Origin of the sequence: Pseudomonas sp. 43NM1, assembly GCF_002836905.1 — a bacterium.
In the GTDB taxonomy this organism is placed as follows: domain Bacteria; phylum Pseudomonadota; class Gammaproteobacteria; order Pseudomonadales; family Pseudomonadaceae; genus Aquipseudomonas; species Aquipseudomonas prosekii.
Window position 1 is genome coordinate 12,974 of record NZ_MKGS01000176.1, and the last position, 18,549, is coordinate 31,522.

Consider the following 18,549-nt stretch of genomic DNA (forward strand, 5'->3'; position numbering starts at 1 on the left):
CTTGCTCGACGCCAGCGAGCAACAGCACGTGCTGGTCGACTGGAACCGCAGTGCCGCCGACTACCCGACCGACCGTTGCATTCACCAGTTGATCGAAGCTCAGGCGCTGCGTACGCCAGACGCCACTGCGCTGGTGTTCGACGGGCAGGCGCTGGATTATGCGCAGCTCAACCGTCGGGCGAATCAGTTGGCCCATCGTCTGATCGAGCTCGGTGTCGGCCCTGATCGACTGGTCGGCATCGCGATTGATCGCAGCCTCGACATGCTGGTCGGGCTGCTGGCAATTCTCAAGGCCGGTGGCGCTTATGTGCCGCTGGACCCGCAATATCCGCAAGACCGTCTCGCGCACATGATCGAGGACAGCGGCCTGCAATTGCTGCTGACGCAGACGCATCTGCTCGAGCAGTTGCCGATTCCACACGAGGTGCAGACGCTGTTGCTTGATCCGCTGGGCGAGTACGCGCGCGGCTACAGCGAGACAAATCCGCACGTCGCGATTGATGGCGAAAACCTCGCCTACGCGATTTACACCTCCGGCTCCACCGGCAAACCCAAAGGCGTGATGGTGCGCCATCAGGGGCTGGTCAATTTTGTCGTCAGCATGGTTCGCGAACCGGGGCTGGTGGCCGCCGATCGCATGCTCTCGCTGACCACGTTCTCGTTCGATATTTTCGGTCTGGAAATCTACGGCCCGTTGCTCTGCGGTGCGCGGGTGGTGCTGGTCGACAAGCAGACGGCCCAGGACCCGCAAGCGCTGTTGAGCATGATCGAACAGCAGCAGGTCACGGTGGTGCAGGCGACGCCGTCGACCTGGCGCATGTTGCTCGACCACGAGCAGGCGTCGATTCTGCGCGGCTGCAAATTCTTCTGCGGCGGTGAAGCGCTGGCCGATGATCTGGCGCAGCGCATGCTTGGCCTCGCGGGGCAGGTGTGGAACCTCTATGGCCCAACCGAAACCACCATTTGGTCAGCGGCCTGGCAATTGACCGAGCAACAGCGCCAGCCGTACCTCGGCAAGCCGATTGCCAACACCACGCTGTACATCCTTGGCGATGAACTGGCGCCGAACCCGGCCGGTTGCATCGGCGAACTGCTGATCGGCGGCGACGGCCTCGCCCGTGGTTATCACGCGCGTGCGGCGATGACCGCCGAGCGTTTTCTGCCGGACCCGTTCGGCAACGGCACGCGCCTGTACCGCACCGGCGACCTCGCGCGCCATCGCCACGACGGCGTGCTCGAATACATGGGCCGCATCGACCATCAAGTGAAGATTCGCGGCTTCCGGATCGAGCTCGGCGAAATCGAAGCGCGTCTGCTCGAACACTCCAGCGTGCGCGAAGTGGCGGTGCTGGCTCAGGAAGCCTTGGGCAGCCAGCAACTGGTGGCCTACGTGGTCGCCGCGCAAATGGACCTTGCTGACGCAGACGCGCAACAGCGCCTGCGCGATGAACTGCGGGCCGCGGTGAGCGCGTGCCTGCCGGAATTCATGGTGCCGGCGCACTGGCTGTTTCTCGAGCGCCTGCCGCTGACGCCGAACGGCAAGCTCAATCGCAAGGCCTTGCCGGCCGTCGATGTCAGCCAGTTGCAGACGCATTACGTGGCCCCGCAAAGTGCGCGCGAGCAGCACGTCGCGGCCATCTGGCAAGACGTGCTCAAGCTTGAGCGTGTCGGTTTGACCGACAACTTCTTCGAACTCGGCGGCCACTCGCTGCTGGTCACCCAAGTGGTGTCGCGCGTGCGTCGCTTGCTGGATATTCAGGTGCCGCTGCGCAGCCTGTTCGAACACAGCGTGCTGGAGGATTTCGTCCGCGCGCTGGACGCCGGGCAGAGCCAGCAGCCACCGGTCATCAACCGGGTTTCGCGCGAGCAACCGCTGGCACTGTCGTTTGCCCAGGAGCGGCAATGGTTCCTGTGGAAACTCGACCCGCACAGCGCCGCCTATAACATTCCGACCGCCCTGCGCCTGCGCGGCGCACTCGACAAAACCGCGCTGCAGCGCAGTTTCGAGGCTTTGGTCGAGCGCCACGAAAGCCTGCGCACGACGTTCATCGAAAACGACGGCAAAACCTCGCAAGTGATCCAGGCGCAAGGGCGTATCAGCTTCACCGAGCAACGCCTGGCGGGTGCCGACGAAGCGCGGATCAAAGCCTTTGTCGAGAACGAAACCCAGCGTCCGTTCGATCTGCTCGACGGCGCTTTAGTGCGTTGTGTGCTGCTGGACGTCGGCGGGCAGGTTGGCGAGCAAACAGCGGCGCAGGATCATGTGTTGGTGCTGACGATGCACCACATCGTGTCTGACGCCTGGTCGTTGCAAGTGATGGTCGATGATTTACTCGCGTTGTATTCGGCGATCAGTCAGCAGCAAGCGGCCACTCTGCCGGCACTGCCGGTGCAGTACGCCGACTATGCCGTGTGGCAGCGTGAGTGGATGGCAGCCGGCGAGCGCGACCGTCAATTGAGTTACTGGACCGCGCAACTGGGCAGCGAACAACCGCTGCTGGAATTGCCCACCGATCATCCGCGTCCGGCGCAGCAGAGCTTCCGTGGTGCGCGCCTGCCAGTGGCGATCGACGCTACGCTGAGCGCCGAACTGAAAGCCTTGGCCCGTCGCGAAAACGTCACGCTGTTCATGCTGCTGCTGGGCTCGTTCCAGATGCTTCTGCATCGCTACAGCGGCCAGGCCGACATCCGCGTCGGCGTGCCGATTGCCAACCGCAATCGCCTGGAAACCGAGCGTCTGATCGGCTTCTTCGTCAACACCCAAGTGTTGCGTGCCGAATTCGACGAAACGCTGAGCGCGGCGCAATTGCTGCAACGGGTCAAGCAAACGGCGATGGCGGCGCAGATGAATCAGGACCTGCCGTTCGAGCAATTGGTCGATGCCTTGCAAGTGCAGCGCAACCTCAGCCACAGCCCATTGTTCCAAGCCATGTTCAACCACCGCAGTGAAGCCGAATCGACACTGGCGGCGGCATTGCCCGGCCTCGAACTGGAACACCTCAGTTGGGCACACCGCAACGCGCAGTTCGACCTGAGCCTCGATACCAGCGACAACCCGCAGGGCCTGCACGCCGCGCTGACCTTCGCCACGGATTTGTTCGCGCCGGCGAGCATCGAGCGCATGGGCCGGCACTGGGTGAACCTGTTGCGCGAGCTGGTGGCAGACGTCAATCGTCCGGTGGCGCAACTGGCGCTGCTGGATCAGCACGAACGCCAACACATCATCCAGGACTGGAATACCACGGCGGCCGACTACCCGTTGCAGCGCCCGGTCCACAAGCTGATCGAGGAGCAGGTCGGGAAAACCCCGAACGCCTGCGCGCTGGTGTTCGCCGAGCAGCGCTTGAGCTACGCCGAACTCAACGCGCGGGCCAACCAGTTGGCGCATCTGTTGATCGAGCAGGGCGTCGGCCCCGACGTTTTGGTGGGCATCGCGGTCGAGCGCTCGGTGGAAATGGTCATCGGCCTGCTGGCGATTCTCAAGGCCGGTGGTGCCTACGTGCCGCTGGACCCGGAATACCCGTCGGAACGCCTCGCTTACATGTTTGAAGACAGCGGCATCGAGCTGCTGTTGACGCAAAACCGCTTGCTCGGGCAGTTGCCGATTCCGCCGGGCATTCGCAGCCTGGTGCTGGATCAGCACGACGACTGGCTGGACGCGCGCAGTGACGCTAATCCACAGCCGTCACTGCACGGCGAAAACCTCGCCTACGTGATTTACACCTCCGGTTCCACCGGCAAACCGAAAGGCGCGGCCAACCGCCATTCGGCGCTGGTCAACCGGCTGTGCTGGATGCAGCAGGCGTATCAGCTCGATGGCGCGGACAAGGTTTTGCAAAAGACCCCGTTCAGTTTCGACGTGTCGGTCTGGGAATTTTTCTGGCCACTGCTGACCGGCGCGACCCTGGTCGTCGCGGCGCCCGGTGCGCATCGCGATCCGGCGCAACTGATCGAACTGATCAGCGCGCAACAGATCACCACGCTGCATTTCGTGCCGTCGATGTTGCAGGTGTTCGTCCAGGACCCGGCAGTCACTGCGTGCACCAGCCTGACCCGCATCATTTGCAGTGGCGAAGCGCTGCAAGTCGACGCCCAGCAACAGGTGTTCGCCAAGTTGCCGAACGCCGGGCTCTACAACCTTTACGGGCCGACCGAAGCGGCGATCGACGTGACCCACTGGACGTGCATGGATGAAGGGCATGACGTGGTACCGATCGGCCAGCCGATTGCCAACGTCGGCACCTACATTCTCGACGCCGAGCTGGCGCCGCTGCCGGTCGGGGTGACCGGTGAGCTGTACCTCGGCGGCGAAGGCCTGGCCCGTGGCTACCATCGTCGCGCGTCGTTGACCGCCGAGCGTTTTGTCACCAGTCCGTTCGGCAGCGGCCAGCGCCTGTACCGCACCGGCGACCTGGCCCGCTATCGCGCCGACGGCGTCATCGAATACGCCGGGCGCATCGACCATCAGGTGAAAATCCGTGGCTTGCGCATTGAACTGGGCGAAATTGAAGCGCGGCTTGCCGAGCACGACGAAGTCCGCGAAACCGTGGTCATCGCCCAGGACGGCACGCTGCTGGTGGCTTACCTGGTGCCACAGCGCGCGGCTCTGCTGAGCGCCGACGAGGCAACTCGTCACGCCGTGCAGCAGCAATTGAAAGCGCACCTGAGCCAGAGCCTGCCGGAATACATGGTGCCGCAGCACTGGTTGTGGCTGGAAAAAATGCCGGTCAGCCCCAACGGCAAACTCGAGCGCAAGGCCTTGCCGAAGGCAGACACCAGCGTCAGCAGCCATGCTTACAGCGCGCCGAGCAACGCCACCGAGCACACCTTGGTCGAGATCTGGCAAAGCGTGCTCGGGCGCACGCCGGTGGGGATCAGCGACAACTTCTTCGAGTTGGGCGGTGATTCGATCATCTCGATTCAAGTGGTCAGCCGCGCGCGTCAGGCCGGGATTCATTTCAGCCCCAAAGACCTGTTCCTGCACCAGACCGTGCAAAGCCTCGCTGCGGTGGCCACGCTCGGCGAAGATGCGTTGAGCATCGATCAAGGCCCGGTGACCGGCGACACGCCGCTGTTGCCATTCCAGCAATTGTTCTTCGAACGCGACCTCGCCGAGGCGCATCACTGGAACCAGTCGGTGCTGCTCAAAGCCGCCGCGCCATTGCACGCCGGGCATCTGGAGCAGGCCTTGCTGGCGCTGGTCACGCATCATGACGCGTTGCGCCTGACGTTCACGCGGCAGGGCGATGCCTGGGTCGCCAACCATCGTTCGCTGGCCGAACAACAGCGTCAGCCGTCGTTGTTGTGGCAGGCCGACGTGGCGGATGACGCCGCACTGCAAGCGCTCGCCGAGCAAGCGCAGCGCAGCCTCGACCTGTCCCAAGGCCCGCTGATGCGCGCGGTGCTGGCGAACCTCGCCGATGGCCGCCAGCGCTTGTTGCTGGTGATCCATCACTTGGTGGTGGACGGCGTTTCGTGGCGCATTCTGCTCGAAGACCTGCAACAGGCTTACGAGCAATTGCACGCCGGCCAAGCGCTGAAACTGCCGGCCAAGACCAGCGCCACCCAAGCGTGGGCGCGGCGTTTGCAGGCGCATGCCGACGGTGCGCCGATGCAGGCTCAGTTGGCCTTGTGGACCACGCAATTGCAGGGCGCGCGACAAGATCTGCCGTGCGACCGCCCGCACGGCGAACTGCACAATCGGCATGCGCAACAGGTGCAAACCCGACTCGACAAGGAACAAACGCGCAAGCTGCTGCAAGAAGCGCCGGCGGCCTACCGCACGCAGATCAATGACCTGCTGCTGACCGCGCTGGCGCGGGTGATCGGTGACTGGACCGGCGATACCTCGACGCTGATTCAGCTTGAGGGCCATGGCCGCGAGGCGCTGTTCGACGAGATTGATCTGAGCCGCAGCGTCGGCTGGTTCACCAGCCTGTTCCCGGTGCGCCTGACGGCTGCAACCGAGCCAGGTGCATCGATCAAAGCGATCAAGGAACAACTGCGCGCGATCCCCGACAAAGGCCTCGGTTTCGGCGCGTTGCGCTACCTCGGCAACGACGCCACCCGCCAGGCGCTCAAAGAGCTGCCAGTGCCGCGCATCACCTTCAACTACCTCGGCCAGTTTGACGCCGCGTTCGGCGAAGAATCCGCCGCGTTGTTCACCCCGGCCAGCGAAGCCTCCGGCACTCAGCAGAGCCCGCTGGCCCCGCTGGATAACTGGTTGACCCTGAACGGTCGGGTGTTTGCCGGTGAATTGAACATCGGCTGGACGTTCAGCGGGCAGATGTTCGACGAGGCGACCATCGAGCGCTTGGCCCAGGCCTACGCCCGCGAACTCGAGTGTTTGATCGAGCACTGTTGCCAATCTGCGCATCAGGGCCTGACCCCGTCCGACTTCCCGTTGGCCGGCCTGAGCCAAGTGCAACTCGACGGTCTGGCGTTGAATCCGAGCCAGGTCGAAGACCTTTATCCGCTGTCACCGATGCAGCAGGGCATGTTGTTCCACACCCTTTACGAACAACAGGGTGGCGACTACATCAATCAACTGTGCGTGGACGTCGATGGGCTGCAGGTCGAGCGCTTCCAGCAAGCCTGGCAAGCGGCGATGGATGCCCATGATGTGCTACGCAGCAGTTTCCGCTGGGACGCTGAATTGCAGCGTCCGCTGCAAGTGATCCACAAAACCTTGCGCGTGCCGTTCAGCGTGCCCGACTGGCGCTCGCGCAGCGATCTGCCACAAGCGCTGAGCGCGTTGGCGAACGCCCAACGCGAGCAGGGTTTTGATCTGCAAACCGCGCCGTTGCTGCGGCTGGTGCTGGTGCAGGTCAGCGCCGAGCGCTATCACCTGATCTACACCAGCCATCACATCCTGATGGACGGCTGGAGCAATTCGCAGTTGCTCGGCGATGTGCTGCAACGCTACAACGGCAACGCCCCGACACTTGGCTGCGGGCGCTATCGCGACTACATCGAGTGGCTGTCGCGCCAGGATGCGCAGGTCAGCGAGGCGTTCTGGAAGGGCCAACTGGCCCACTTCGACGAGCCGACGTTCCTCGCCAAGTCCCTGCTGTGCAGCGCCAAGGATCAGCTCGGCCAAGGCGAGCATTTCCTCAACCTCGACGCCGCGCGCACCGCCCGTCTCAATCAGTTTTCCAGAGCGCAAAAAGTCACCGCCAACACCTTGGTGCAAGCCGCCTGGCTGCTGTTGTTGCAGCGCTGCACCGGGCAGGACACGGTGAGTTTCGGTGCCACGGTGTCCGGGCGTCCGGCGCAACTGAATGGCGTCGAGCAGCAGATCGGTCTGTTCATCAACACCTTGCCGGTGATCGCCAGCCCGCGTGCCGAGCAGCCGTTGCACCAGTGGTTGCAGCAAGTGCAGGCGCAGAACCTGTTGCTGCGCGAGCAGGAACATACGCCGCTGTTCGACATTCAGCGCTGGGCCGGGCAGGGCGGGGAAGCGCTGTTCGACAATATTCTGGTGTTCGAAAACTACCCGATAGCCGAAGCCTTGCAGCAGGGCGCAGCGCATGACCTGCGCTTCGGCGAAGTGACGAATGTCGAACAGACCAACTACCCACTGACGCTGTCGGTGATGCTCGGCGAGCAACTGTCGCTGCAGTTCAGTTACAACCGCCAGCAGTTCGATGGCGCGGTGATTGCGCAACTGGCGACGTGCCTCGACCAGCTGTTGCTGCAAATGGTCGAGGCCGGCGCCGAGCGTTGCCTCGGTGAGTTGACCCTGGTGCCGGTGGCCCTGCGCGACGTGCTGGCGCAACCGGATGACGAGCATTGTGTGCAGCAGTTGTTCGAACAACAGGTGCAAAAGACCCCGGATGCGCTGGCGCTGATCTACAACCAGCAGCGTTTGAGCTACGCCGAACTCAACGGCCGGGCCAACCAATTGGCACGGTTGCTGGTGCAGCACGGCGTCGGCCCGGATGTGCTGGTGGGGATCGCCGTCGAGCGTTCGCCGCACATGATCGTCAGCCTGTTGGCGGTGCTCAAGGCGGGTGGCGCGTACGTTCCGCTGGACCCGGAATACCCGGCCGAGCGCCTCGGGGCAATGATCGAGGACAGCGGGCTGCGTGTGTTGCTGACCCAAAGCCATTTGCAAGCCGCGCTGCCGACCACGCAAAACGTCACGCTGCTCAGCCTCGATCATCTGACGTTGCCACAGCAGGACGACAATCTGCCGGTGCGTTGCAGTGCGCAGAACCTTGCCTACGTGATGTTCACTTCCGGCTCAACCGGCCGCCCGAAAGGCGTGGCGATCAATCACTCGGCGCTGGCCCGGCATACCCAGGTGACCGTGGGTTTCCATGGTTTGAGCGCTGCGGATCGCGGTTTGCAGTTTGCCACGTTCAACTTCGATGCCTTCGTCGAACAGCTTTACCCGCCGCTGATCTGCGGCGCCTCGGTGGTGCTGCGCGGTGCGGAAATCTGGGACAGCGAAACCTGGCATCGCGAAGTGCTGGACAAACAGATCACCCTCAGCGACCTGACCACGGCTTACTGGAACATGCTGGTCAAGGACTTCGCCGCCAGCGCGCCACGCGACTACGGCCGGTTGCGGCTGGTCAGTGTCGGCGGTGAAGCGATGCCGCCGGAAGGCGTCGCGACCTGGGCCAAGGCTGGCCTCGGGCACGTGCGCCTGCTCAATACCTACGGCCCGACCGAAGCGGCGGTGAGCGCCACGGAGCTCGATTGCACTGACTACGCACTCGGCCAACGGCCGCTGCCGGCGACCATGCCGATCGGCCATGCGTTGCAGGGGCGCGGTTTGCACGTGCTGGACATGCATGGCCAACCGGCGCCGGTCGGTGTGGTCGGCGAACTGGTGATTGGCGGTGATTTGCTGGCGCGCGGCTATTTCAATCGTGCAGACCTGACCGCCGAGCGCTTCATTCCCGATCCGTTCGACCCGCTCGGCGGTGGTCGTCTGTACCGCACCGGTGACCTGGCGCGGTATCGCCCCGACGGCTTGATCGACTACGCCGGACGGCTTGACCACCAAGTGAAGATTCGCGGTTTCCGCATCGAACTCGGTGAAATCGAAACTCATCTGCTACAGGCACCGTCGGTGCGTCAGGCGCTGGTGGTGGCGCAACCGGCGGCCATCGGTCAGCAACTGGTCGCCTACGTGGCGTTCGATGACCCGGCACTGGCCCGTGGCGATGCGACGTCGCAAGCGCTGCTGCGTGAAGATCTCAAGGCCCGTTTGCGCGCCAGCCTGCCGGATTACATGGTGCCGGCGCATGTGCTGCTGCTCGAAACCCTGCCGATGAGCCCCAACGGCAAGATCGACCGCAAGGCGTTGCCGCGTGTCGATGCGACGGCGGCGTCCGGCGACTTTATCGCTCCGGTCGGCGTGCTGGAACAGCAGATCGCCACGGTCTGGCAAGAGGTTCTGGAACTGCAGCAAGTCGGGCGTAACGACCACTTCTTTGAGCTCGGCGGACATTCGTTGCTGGCGACTCAGGCGGTTTCACGTCTGCGCAAACTCAGCGATTGCCCGCTGAACCTGCGTGACCTGTTCAGCCACCCGCGCCTGCAAGATCTCGCGGCCTATATGCATGAACAACGGTTGTTCGAGCAAGGCTTGCCCGTCAGCGATGCAGCGCTGCTCAAAGCACCGCTGCTCAAAGCGCATGGCAGTAAAACCAGCGCACCGCTGTCGCTGGTGCAGCGCCGCTTATGGATCGCCGAGCAACTGTCCGGTGGCACGTCGGCGTATGGCATGCCGATGGCGTTGCGCTTGCGCGGCGAGCTGTCGGTCGAGCGACTGATCAGCAGCTTCGCTGAAGTTGTGCGTCGTCACGAAGTGCTGCGCACCGCGTACACCCAGGACGATGAGGGTGATCCGATTGCGCTGATTGCCGAACATGTCGAACTGGATTTCCCGGTGATCGACTTGTCCGCTCTGTCGCGCAGCGCGCAGGAAGAACTGGTCGCGCAAGCGGCGCTGGAAAACGCCCGCACGCCGATTGATATGGAGCACGCGCCGCTGTTGCGTGGGCGGATCCTGCACCTGGGGCCGACCGAGCACGTGATGCTTTATGCCATGCACCACATCATTTCCGACGGCTGGTCGATGGGCCTGCTGGTCAACGAACTGGTGCAGATTTACGACCGCAGCAAAGTCGCTGATTCGACGCCGTTGCCGCCGCTCGACGTGCAGTATTCCGACTTTGCGTTGTGGCAGCAGGCCCTCGAACAGGAAGGTGTGCTGGCGCGTCAGGCGGATTACTGGAAGACCCGGCTCGCCGGTTACAACGGCCAGTTGTCGCTGCCAACGGACAACCCGCGCGGGCCGACGCCTTCTTATGAGGGCGATGCCGTGCAATTCCGCCTGAGCTCGGGCCTGAGCACGGCGCTGCGCCAGTTGTCGATGCAACGCGGCGTGACCTTGTACAGCACGCTGCTGGCGTCGTTCCAGGTGTTGTTGCATCAGGTCAGTGGCGGCGCGGATGTGCTGGTCGGCGCTGACGTCGCCGGACGTGAGCAAGCGGAACTGGAACGCCTGATCGGCTTCTTCGTCAACGTCCTGCCGCTGCGTTCGCGGTTCGATGCCGGGATGCCGTTCGCCCGGTTCCTCGGCCAGACCCAGGAAACCCTGCTCAGCGCGCTTGAGCATCAGGACCTGCCATTCGACATGATCGTCGAGGCTTCGGGCGTGCCGCGCCACAAAGGCATGAACCCGCTGGTGCAGGTGTTGTTCGTGATGAACAACCTGCCGGGAAGCACCCGCGCCATGGGCGGTTTGAGCGTCGAATCGCTGCCGGCGCTGGAGACCCATTCTAAATTCGACATGGCGTTGTTCGTTGACGATGAAGAAGGGCAATTGCTGGGTAATTGGCAATTCGCCACAACCTTGTTCGGACACGAGCGCATTCAGCACCTGGTGCAGGCCTGGATAGCCCTGTTGGAACAGATCGTCGCTGATCAGGACATTCAATTGGGAGCTATCAGCATGCCAGTCGACAATTTCGCGGTGGCCGCCAAGCCAGCCGCGCCCGCACCTCAGGCCCCAGCACCGCAAGCCCCGGCACCGAAGGCCGACAAGCTCGGCAAATTCTTGAAACGCGGTGCCGCCCCGGCAGCCAAGGCCCGGCCAGCGCCGGTGCGCGAATCGCTGATGGCCGCGCCGCAGCCGTTCCCGTTGCTGCTGGAACCGAACGAGCCGCAGCTGGATTTGATCGAGTGGATCAACCACAACCGGCCGCTGATCGAAGCCAAACTGGCGACCCATGCCGGGATCCTGTTCCGCGGTTTCGAACTCGATGGCATTCAGGGTTTCGAGGCGTTTGCCGAAGCGATCCAGCCGGGGTTGTACGGCCAGTACGGCGATCTGCCGAAGAAGGAGGGCGGCAAGAACACCTACCGCTCCACGCCGTACCCGGAGCGCAAGATGATCCTGTTCCACAACGAGAGCTCGCATCAGGACCGCTGGCCGCGCAAGCAAATGTTTTATTGCGAGCAGGCCGCGCCGGTCGGCGGGGCGACGCCGGTGGTGGATTGCCGCTTGATGTACGAAAAACTGCCGGCGGGCCTGCGCGACAAGTTCGAGGAAAAAGGCCTGCTCTACGTGCGCACCTTCACCGACAACCTTGACGTGTCCTGGCAGCACTTCTTCAAGACCGAGGACCGCGCCGAAGTCGAAGCGCGGTGCCGCGCCGGTGGCATCGAATGGCGTTGGCTCGACAACAACGAACTGCAAACCCGCACGCCGGGTCCGGCGATCATTCGTCACCCGGTGACCGGCGCCAAGTCGTTCTTCAATCAGGTGCAACTGCATCACATCTATTGGCTGGAGCCGGATGTGCGCGAAGACCTGCTGTCGATGTTCGGCCTCGAGCGCATGCCGCGTCATGTGTTCTACGGCGACGGCTCGCCGATTGAAGATGAAGTGATGCAACGCATCGGCGATCTGTACGAAGAGTGCGCGGTGCGTTTCGACTGGCAAAAGGGTGACGCCATCCTGCTCGACAACATGCTGGTGGCGCACGCCCGTGATCCATTCGAAGGGCCGCGCAAGATCGTCGTGGCGATGGGCGACATGTTCGACCGCAGCGCCCTTGAACGCGCAATGAACACCGAGGAAACCGGAGCATGAACGAGGTAACGATGGACCAGCAGGATCTGGGTTACGCCTTGACCCCCGAGCAGCAACTGTTGCTGGAACGGCTGCCGGCGGCGCCGGTTTGCGCTGATGCGCTGCGGTTTCTGCAAGTCGACATTGTTGGAGCGCTCGATCCGCAGCGCCTGCAATCCGCCCTCGATAGCGTGCTGGCGCAGCAGCCGATGTTGCTCGCGCGGCTGGCTAAAGCGCCGGGTTTGCACGGTCTTCGGCAGTTTGCCGGGGCTGCCGAGCGGTTTCCGCTGACGGTGCAGGCGCGGGTCGTGACGCCTGCAGAGATCCAGGCGCAGTTGGCTGAATGGGCAGAACGTTGTCATGTCGTCGGGGAATCCGAGGGCGCGCAGGCTGTGCTGTATCGCTTGGCCGATGAGCGCTGGCAATTGGTCGTGGGCCTGGCCCGCTACAGCTTCGATGACAGTGGCGTGCGCCTGCTCTATCAGCAATTGCTGCTGACGTATGCGCAGGAGACGGCGCAGGACGACGAAGAAACCGGGGAATTCAGCCAGTATCTGGAATGGCGCAGCGAAGTGGTGCTCGACGAAGACGCCGCCGGCGCGCGCGTTTACTGGCAGGAGCATCTGCAAGGGGCGAACGCCGAGCTGAGCACACCGTGGCTGGCTTATCGCAACTCGGGCGCGGCGTTGCCATCAAGCACCGCGTTGCAGTCGATCAATCTTGAGCCGGCGTTGCGCGAGGGTTTGCAGCAATTGGCCGGTTCGTTGGGGCAACCGCTGGAGGTGCTGGTCCAAGGTGCCTGGTGGTTGCTGTTGGGCCGACTCAGTGGGCACGAGCAGATGCTGGTCGGCGCGCGGCATGACAGTCGCGACGATTACGACTACTTCAACACTGCCGTGGGCGTGTTCGAGAAAACCCTGCCGCTGCAGTTGTCCTTGAACGCGCGCGCGCCGTTCAGCACGTGGCTGGCCGAGTTGGCCGCGCGGCTGGAAGAACACCGCACCTGGCAGGAATACTGGTCGGCGGAACTGGCGCCGAGCGCGGCGCGCCCGGCTTATGGATTTACCCTGAGCCGGGCTGCGCAGGCGCACACTGCTGCCGGGCTGCAGTGGTCGGCGCAGTCGCGTGCCGAGTCGGGCGAGGCGCTGTTCGAATTGCTGCTGGAGCTGCAAGCCGATTCGGCGGGCGGCCCGCAGGCGTTGCGCATTCACTACGCAGCGTCGCGCTATTCGGCGCAGGCGATTGACGGGTTGATCGCGCAACTGCACAGCGTGCTCGAAAGCATTGTCGCCAATGTTCACAGCGAAATCGCTCAGGTGCAGGTGTCGGGCGCCGCCGAGCAGCAACGTCTGCTGGCGCTCAACCCGCCCGCGCAAGCCTTGATCGATGGCCGCTACCTGCCGCAGCGCATTGCCGATTGGGCGCAGACGACGCCGGACGCGGTTGCCGTGAGCGACGCCGAACAACGCCTCAGTTATGCGCAGTTGCAGACCAACGTCGAAGCGCTGGCCCAGGCCCTGAAGGACCAAGGCCTGACGCCGGGCGCGGTGATTGCGCTAGCCTTGCCGCGCTCGACAGACCTGGTAGTGGCGATGCTCGCCGCTTGGCGCATCGGTGCCGCTTACCTGCCGCTGGATGCGCAGTGGCCGGTGGCGCGCCAAGCCTTGATGCTGGAACAGGCCGGCGCGGCGCTGCTGTTGGTCGCGGACGGGCAGATCGGCCAGTGGCACGATCAGCCGCTGCCCGTGGCGACTGTGCAACGCGTGCTGCAATCGACATCGGCGCCGGGCTCGGCAGTCTCGGTCACCGCGTTCGACACGCAGGCCAGCGATGCTGCCTACGTGCTGTTCACCTCCGGCTCTACCGGTGTGCCGAAAGGCGTGGTGATTGAGCATCAGCAGTTGCTCAACTACACCGCTCACGCCAGTCAGGCGTTGGGTTTGCCGCTGTGCAAGCAGTTCGGATTCACCTCCACCGTGGCCGCAGACCTCGGCAACACCGCGCTGTTCGGCGCTCTGTTCAACGGCGCGACGCTGCACGTGGCCAGCGACGAGCAGATGCAGGATGGCAATTTGTTCGCTGAATTCGTCCAGCACCAGGCGATTGATTGCCTGAAAATCGTGCCGTCGCACCTTGCCGCGCTGCTCGCCAGCGAACGCGCGCAACTGCCGCGCACGCTGATTCTCGGCGGCGAGCCGATTGCTCCGGCGCTGGTGCAACAGCTCGCCCGGTTGCGCAGCGATTGCCGGGTGTTCAACCACTACGGCCCGACCGAAGCCACGGTTGGCGTGCTGGTGCATCCGCTGCGTTTGGACGCCGATGCAGCGGACAGCGGAATTTTTTCGCAGGTGCTGGGCAACAATAAAGTGTTCGTGCTCGACGACAACCTGCAACTGGCGCCGGTCGGTGTGCTCGGCGAGTTGTACCTGGGCGGCGCGCAATTGTGCCGTGGCTACGTGAATGCCGAGGCCGATGCGCAGGTGTTTATACAGAGCCCGTTCAATCCTCAGGAGCGGCTGTACCGCACCGGTGACTTGGCGCGTTATCGCCCGGACCTGGCGATTCAACTGCACGGTCGCCGCGACCAGCAGATCAAGGTGCGCGGTTTCCGCATTGAACTGGCCGAGATCGAAGCCGAGTTGCTGCGTCTGCCGCACGTTGCGCAGGCGCTGATGCTGCCGGGTGATAGCGCGCAAGCGGGGCTGCTCGCGTTTATCGTCGCTGCGCAAACACCGGCGGCCGGGGCGCTTGAGGCTATACGCGATGAACTGGCGCTGCGCTTGCCGAGCGTGATGCTGCCGCAGCATTTGCAGTTCATCGACAGTTTCCCGCGCCTGGCCAACGGCAAGATCGACCGCCGCGCGTTGCAGCAATTGGCCGCCATTCCGGCGAATGACGAAGGCCTGGCGCCGCGCGATGCACTGGAGCAACTGCTGGCCACGCGCATGGCGCAATTGCTCGGTGTCGAGCGGCTGGGCATCGACCGCGACTTTTTCGCTGCCGGTGGCCATTCGTTGCTGGTGATCAAACTGGTGGCGGGCATTCGCAAGTTGTTGCAGTGCGAAATCCAGCCGGGCGTGGTCTTCGATCATCCGACCGTGGCGGGCCTGGCAGCGGCGTTGCGCGCGCAGGAAAGCAACCCCGGCCAACTGGAGAAAATTGCCCAGGCGCGGGTGCGTCTGGACAACATGAGCCCTGAAGAAAAAGCCCTGCTCACCGAAAAAGCCCGGCAATTGCACAACGCCAAGGCTGCTTTAAACGGTTGAGGCGACGGAAAAAACAGGCCGGCGTTTAGTGCGCCGGCCTTTTTTTGTGAAAATTATTGTGAATGATAAATAAACTCATTCCGGTTTTTCCCCGGTGCTGCGTCTTACTAACGTAAGCAGACAAATCGAACCGGGCAGGGTAGCCACAAGGTTCAGTTGCACCGACTGCATCAAACATTTTCCGCTGTCCGGACCAGCGATCGAGCCCGGGGAGGGGCCGGTCACGACTTGCCACCCGCGCCTGCACTGGCCGCCGAGGCAAGCGGTTTTCAGGTCTGGCAGCGACAGGGTGCTCGGGCGCCCATTGGTCTTAACCACTTCAATAATAGAGAGCACGATGTCAGCAATTCACGAGTTCAAACCTCTGTTCAAGGCGTTGGTCATTGCCCGATCCCTGCGCTCGCGTCGTTCCATGGCCAGCCTCGGCCTGACATGCCTGCTGCCACTCAGCGCACAGGTCTGTGCCGAAGAATTCAGTCTCAATATTCCTGCCCAGTCGTTGCCGCAGGCGCTGCAGGCATTTGGCGCGCAGACCAATCAACAGGTGATCTACAACGCCGACGATATGGCCGGCCTGCGCAGTACAAAGGTCAGCGGCAAGTTGAGCAGCGAAGCGGCGATCAGCCAGTTGCTCAGCGGCACGGGCGTCAACTACAGCTTTGAAGGCAACACGCTGATGCTGGTGCGCGGCACCTCGACTCAGGGCCTGGAACTGGGCGCCACGACCATCAGCGCGCAACAGGCCAGCGCCACCACTGAAGGTTCGAACTCGTACACCTCGAACGCCGTGACCATTGGCAAGGGCACTCACACCCTGCGGGAAATTCCGCAATCGGTGACGGTGATCACCCGCAAGCAACTGGATGATCAGGGCATCGTCGATCTCAAGGACGCGGCCAACAAAACCACCGGTCTGGTCGGCGCGCAGGGCGTGGGCAGAGGCTTGGTCCTGTCGTCGCGCGGTTTCCAGATCGATGACTGGCAGTACGACGGTGTGCCGATCCCGCGTAACACCTACGCGCTGGGCAACTGGGCCACCCAGGACCTGATTTTCTTCGACCGCATGGAAGTGCTGCGTGGCGCCTCGGGTCTGCTGCAAGGCACCGGCAGCCCCGGCGGCGCGGTCAACCTGGTGCGCAAACGCGGTCAGGCAGCACCCAAAGTCACCCTGACTGGCAAGGCCGGTTCGTGGGATCACTACGGTCTGCAACTGGACGCCGGCGGACCGCTGAACCAGGAAGGCACGATCCGCGGCCGCTTCGTCGCCGACCAGGACAACAGCCACTCGTTCGTTGATTCCGAATGGTACGAAACCACCTCGCTGTACGGCGCTCTGGACTTTGACCTGAGCGACGCCACCACGGTCGGCTTCGCGGTCAGCCAGTCCGACGGCGAATCGCGCTCCAATGTCCGCGGCTTCCCGCGTTATGCCGACGGCAAACCGATCGACCTGCCACGCAAGACGTACACCGGCGCGAAGTGGAACCATTCGGACATCGATGTCACCACGCTTTACACCGATCTGGAACACCGTTTCAACGACGACTGGGCTTTCAAGGTCGGCGCCGTGCGCATGACGGAAACCAACAAAGCGAAAAACCAGCGCGTGCAAAACGGCATCAACGCCGACGGCACCGGGGTGCAATACGCGGACTTCCTGACCGACCTGGACTCCACCAAAGTCGCTCTGGACATGAACGTCACCGGCAAGTTCGACGCCTGGTCGATGCAGCAGGAAGTGATGTTCGGCGGCAATTATTCGAAGGTGACTACCGATGACAAATACGCGCGTACCTTCAATAACAGCTCCGACAATATCTTCGACATCAATCACGATCGTCCGGACATCAGCTACGAAGGTTTGATCAACAGCCCGGGTGGCCGTGGCTTCCCGAGCGAATACGACATTCGCCAGAAAGGCCTGTATGGCAGCTGGCGGGTCAAACCGGTCGACGACTTGACGCTGGTTCTCGGTTCGCGGGTCAGTTGGTACGACTACAGCTACAAATCCTGGACCCAGACCACCACCGCCATCACCGAAGAACCTGAAAGCACCTCCACCGAATCCGGTGAAGTCACGCCTTACGCCGGGATCATTTATGACCTGAGCCGCGAGTGGTCGGTCTACGCCAGCTACACCGACGTGTTTGTGCCGCAGACCGAACGCACTACGGGCGGCTCGGTGGTCAAGCCGATTATCGGCAGCAACTATGAAGTGGGCATCAAAGGCGAGTTGATGGATGGCCGCATCAATACGTCCTTGGCGCTGTTCCGTTATGACCAGGAAAACCGCGCCGTTATCGACACGGCCGGCGAGCAGAGTTGTGACGGTTGGTATTGCTCGAATGCTTCGGGCAAGGTCCGCAGTCAGGGTCTGGATGCCGAGATCAGCGGTGAGGTAATCGACAATCTGCAACTGTTTGCCGGTTATACCTATAACACTACGAAGTATCTGGAAGACCCGGAGAACGAGGGCAAGATCTTTAGCTGGTGGACGCCGAAACATATGTTGCGGGTGTGGGGCAATTATCAGTTCACTGGCGACTGGAAGCAGGTCAGCACGGGTTTGGGCTTCACCGCTCAGACTCACACGGTGGGTTTCGATCATGCGGTGAATGTGCCGGGTTATGCGGTGTGGAATGCGCGGGTCGGTTATCAGTTGACGCCGGAGATCGAGTTGGCGATGAATGCGAACAACTTGTTTGACAAGGGTTATTTCACGCCGGCTTACAATCAGATTAATGGCAACAATAATTATGGTGATCCGCGTAATGTGATGTTCAGTGTGAAGTACACGCCTGAGTTCTGATTGCGTTTTCGCTGTTTGATTGGGCCTGACTCGCGATGTGTGAGTCGGGCTTTTTATTGGCCCGACCCGTATCCCCCGAGTCTGCGCAATCCCTGTAGGAGTGAGCCTGCTCGCGATAGCTCTCTACCCGCCGACGTAGTTCTCACAGGTGTACGCAAACCCAATTGTGGGAGCGAGCTTGCTCGCGATAGCTTTCTATCAGCCGACTTGTTCTTGTCGGGTGTACATATCCATTTCTGCGGTCACGGCGGCATTGGGTTTCGCTCTTACAGCGAGTCACTTTCGAGAAGCGCGAAAGTAACCAAAGCGCTCTTGCCCCTTTCGTTCGGTGCCTCGCCGTGGCTCGGCATGCCCTCGCTCCGGTCCTGCTCCGTGGGCCC

General features: G+C 62.7%; 3 protein-coding genes (1 of these 3 running past the window's edge). All 3 read left to right on the forward strand.

Going from position 1 to position 18,549, the window contains the following annotated elements; all coding sequences use genetic code 11:
• A protein-coding gene (locus tag BI292_RS22675; RefSeq protein WP_101209246.1) for a non-ribosomal peptide synthetase crosses the window boundary here: on the forward strand, positions 1 to 12,115 show its 3' portion. Its footprint begins 1,463 nt before the window's first position; the window shows 12,115 of its 13,578 coding nt (coding positions 1,464–13,578); its start codon lies off the left edge, out of view; it ends in the stop codon at positions 12,113 to 12,115.
• Positions 12,112 to 15,360 (forward strand): amino acid adenylation domain-containing protein, encoded by a 3,249-nt coding sequence (locus tag BI292_RS22680; protein WP_101209247.1) that lies wholly within the window; start codon positions 12,112 to 12,114, stop codon positions 15,358 to 15,360. Before BI292_RS22675 ends, BI292_RS22680 begins: the two co-directional genes overlap by 4 nt.
• Before the next feature lie 337 nt (positions 15,361 to 15,697).
• Positions 15,698 to 18,169, forward strand: a complete 2,472-nt coding sequence (locus tag BI292_RS22685) for a TonB-dependent receptor (protein WP_101209248.1) — start codon at positions 15,698 to 15,700, stop codon at positions 18,167 to 18,169.
• Positions 18,170 to 18,549: the final 380 nt, after the last annotated feature.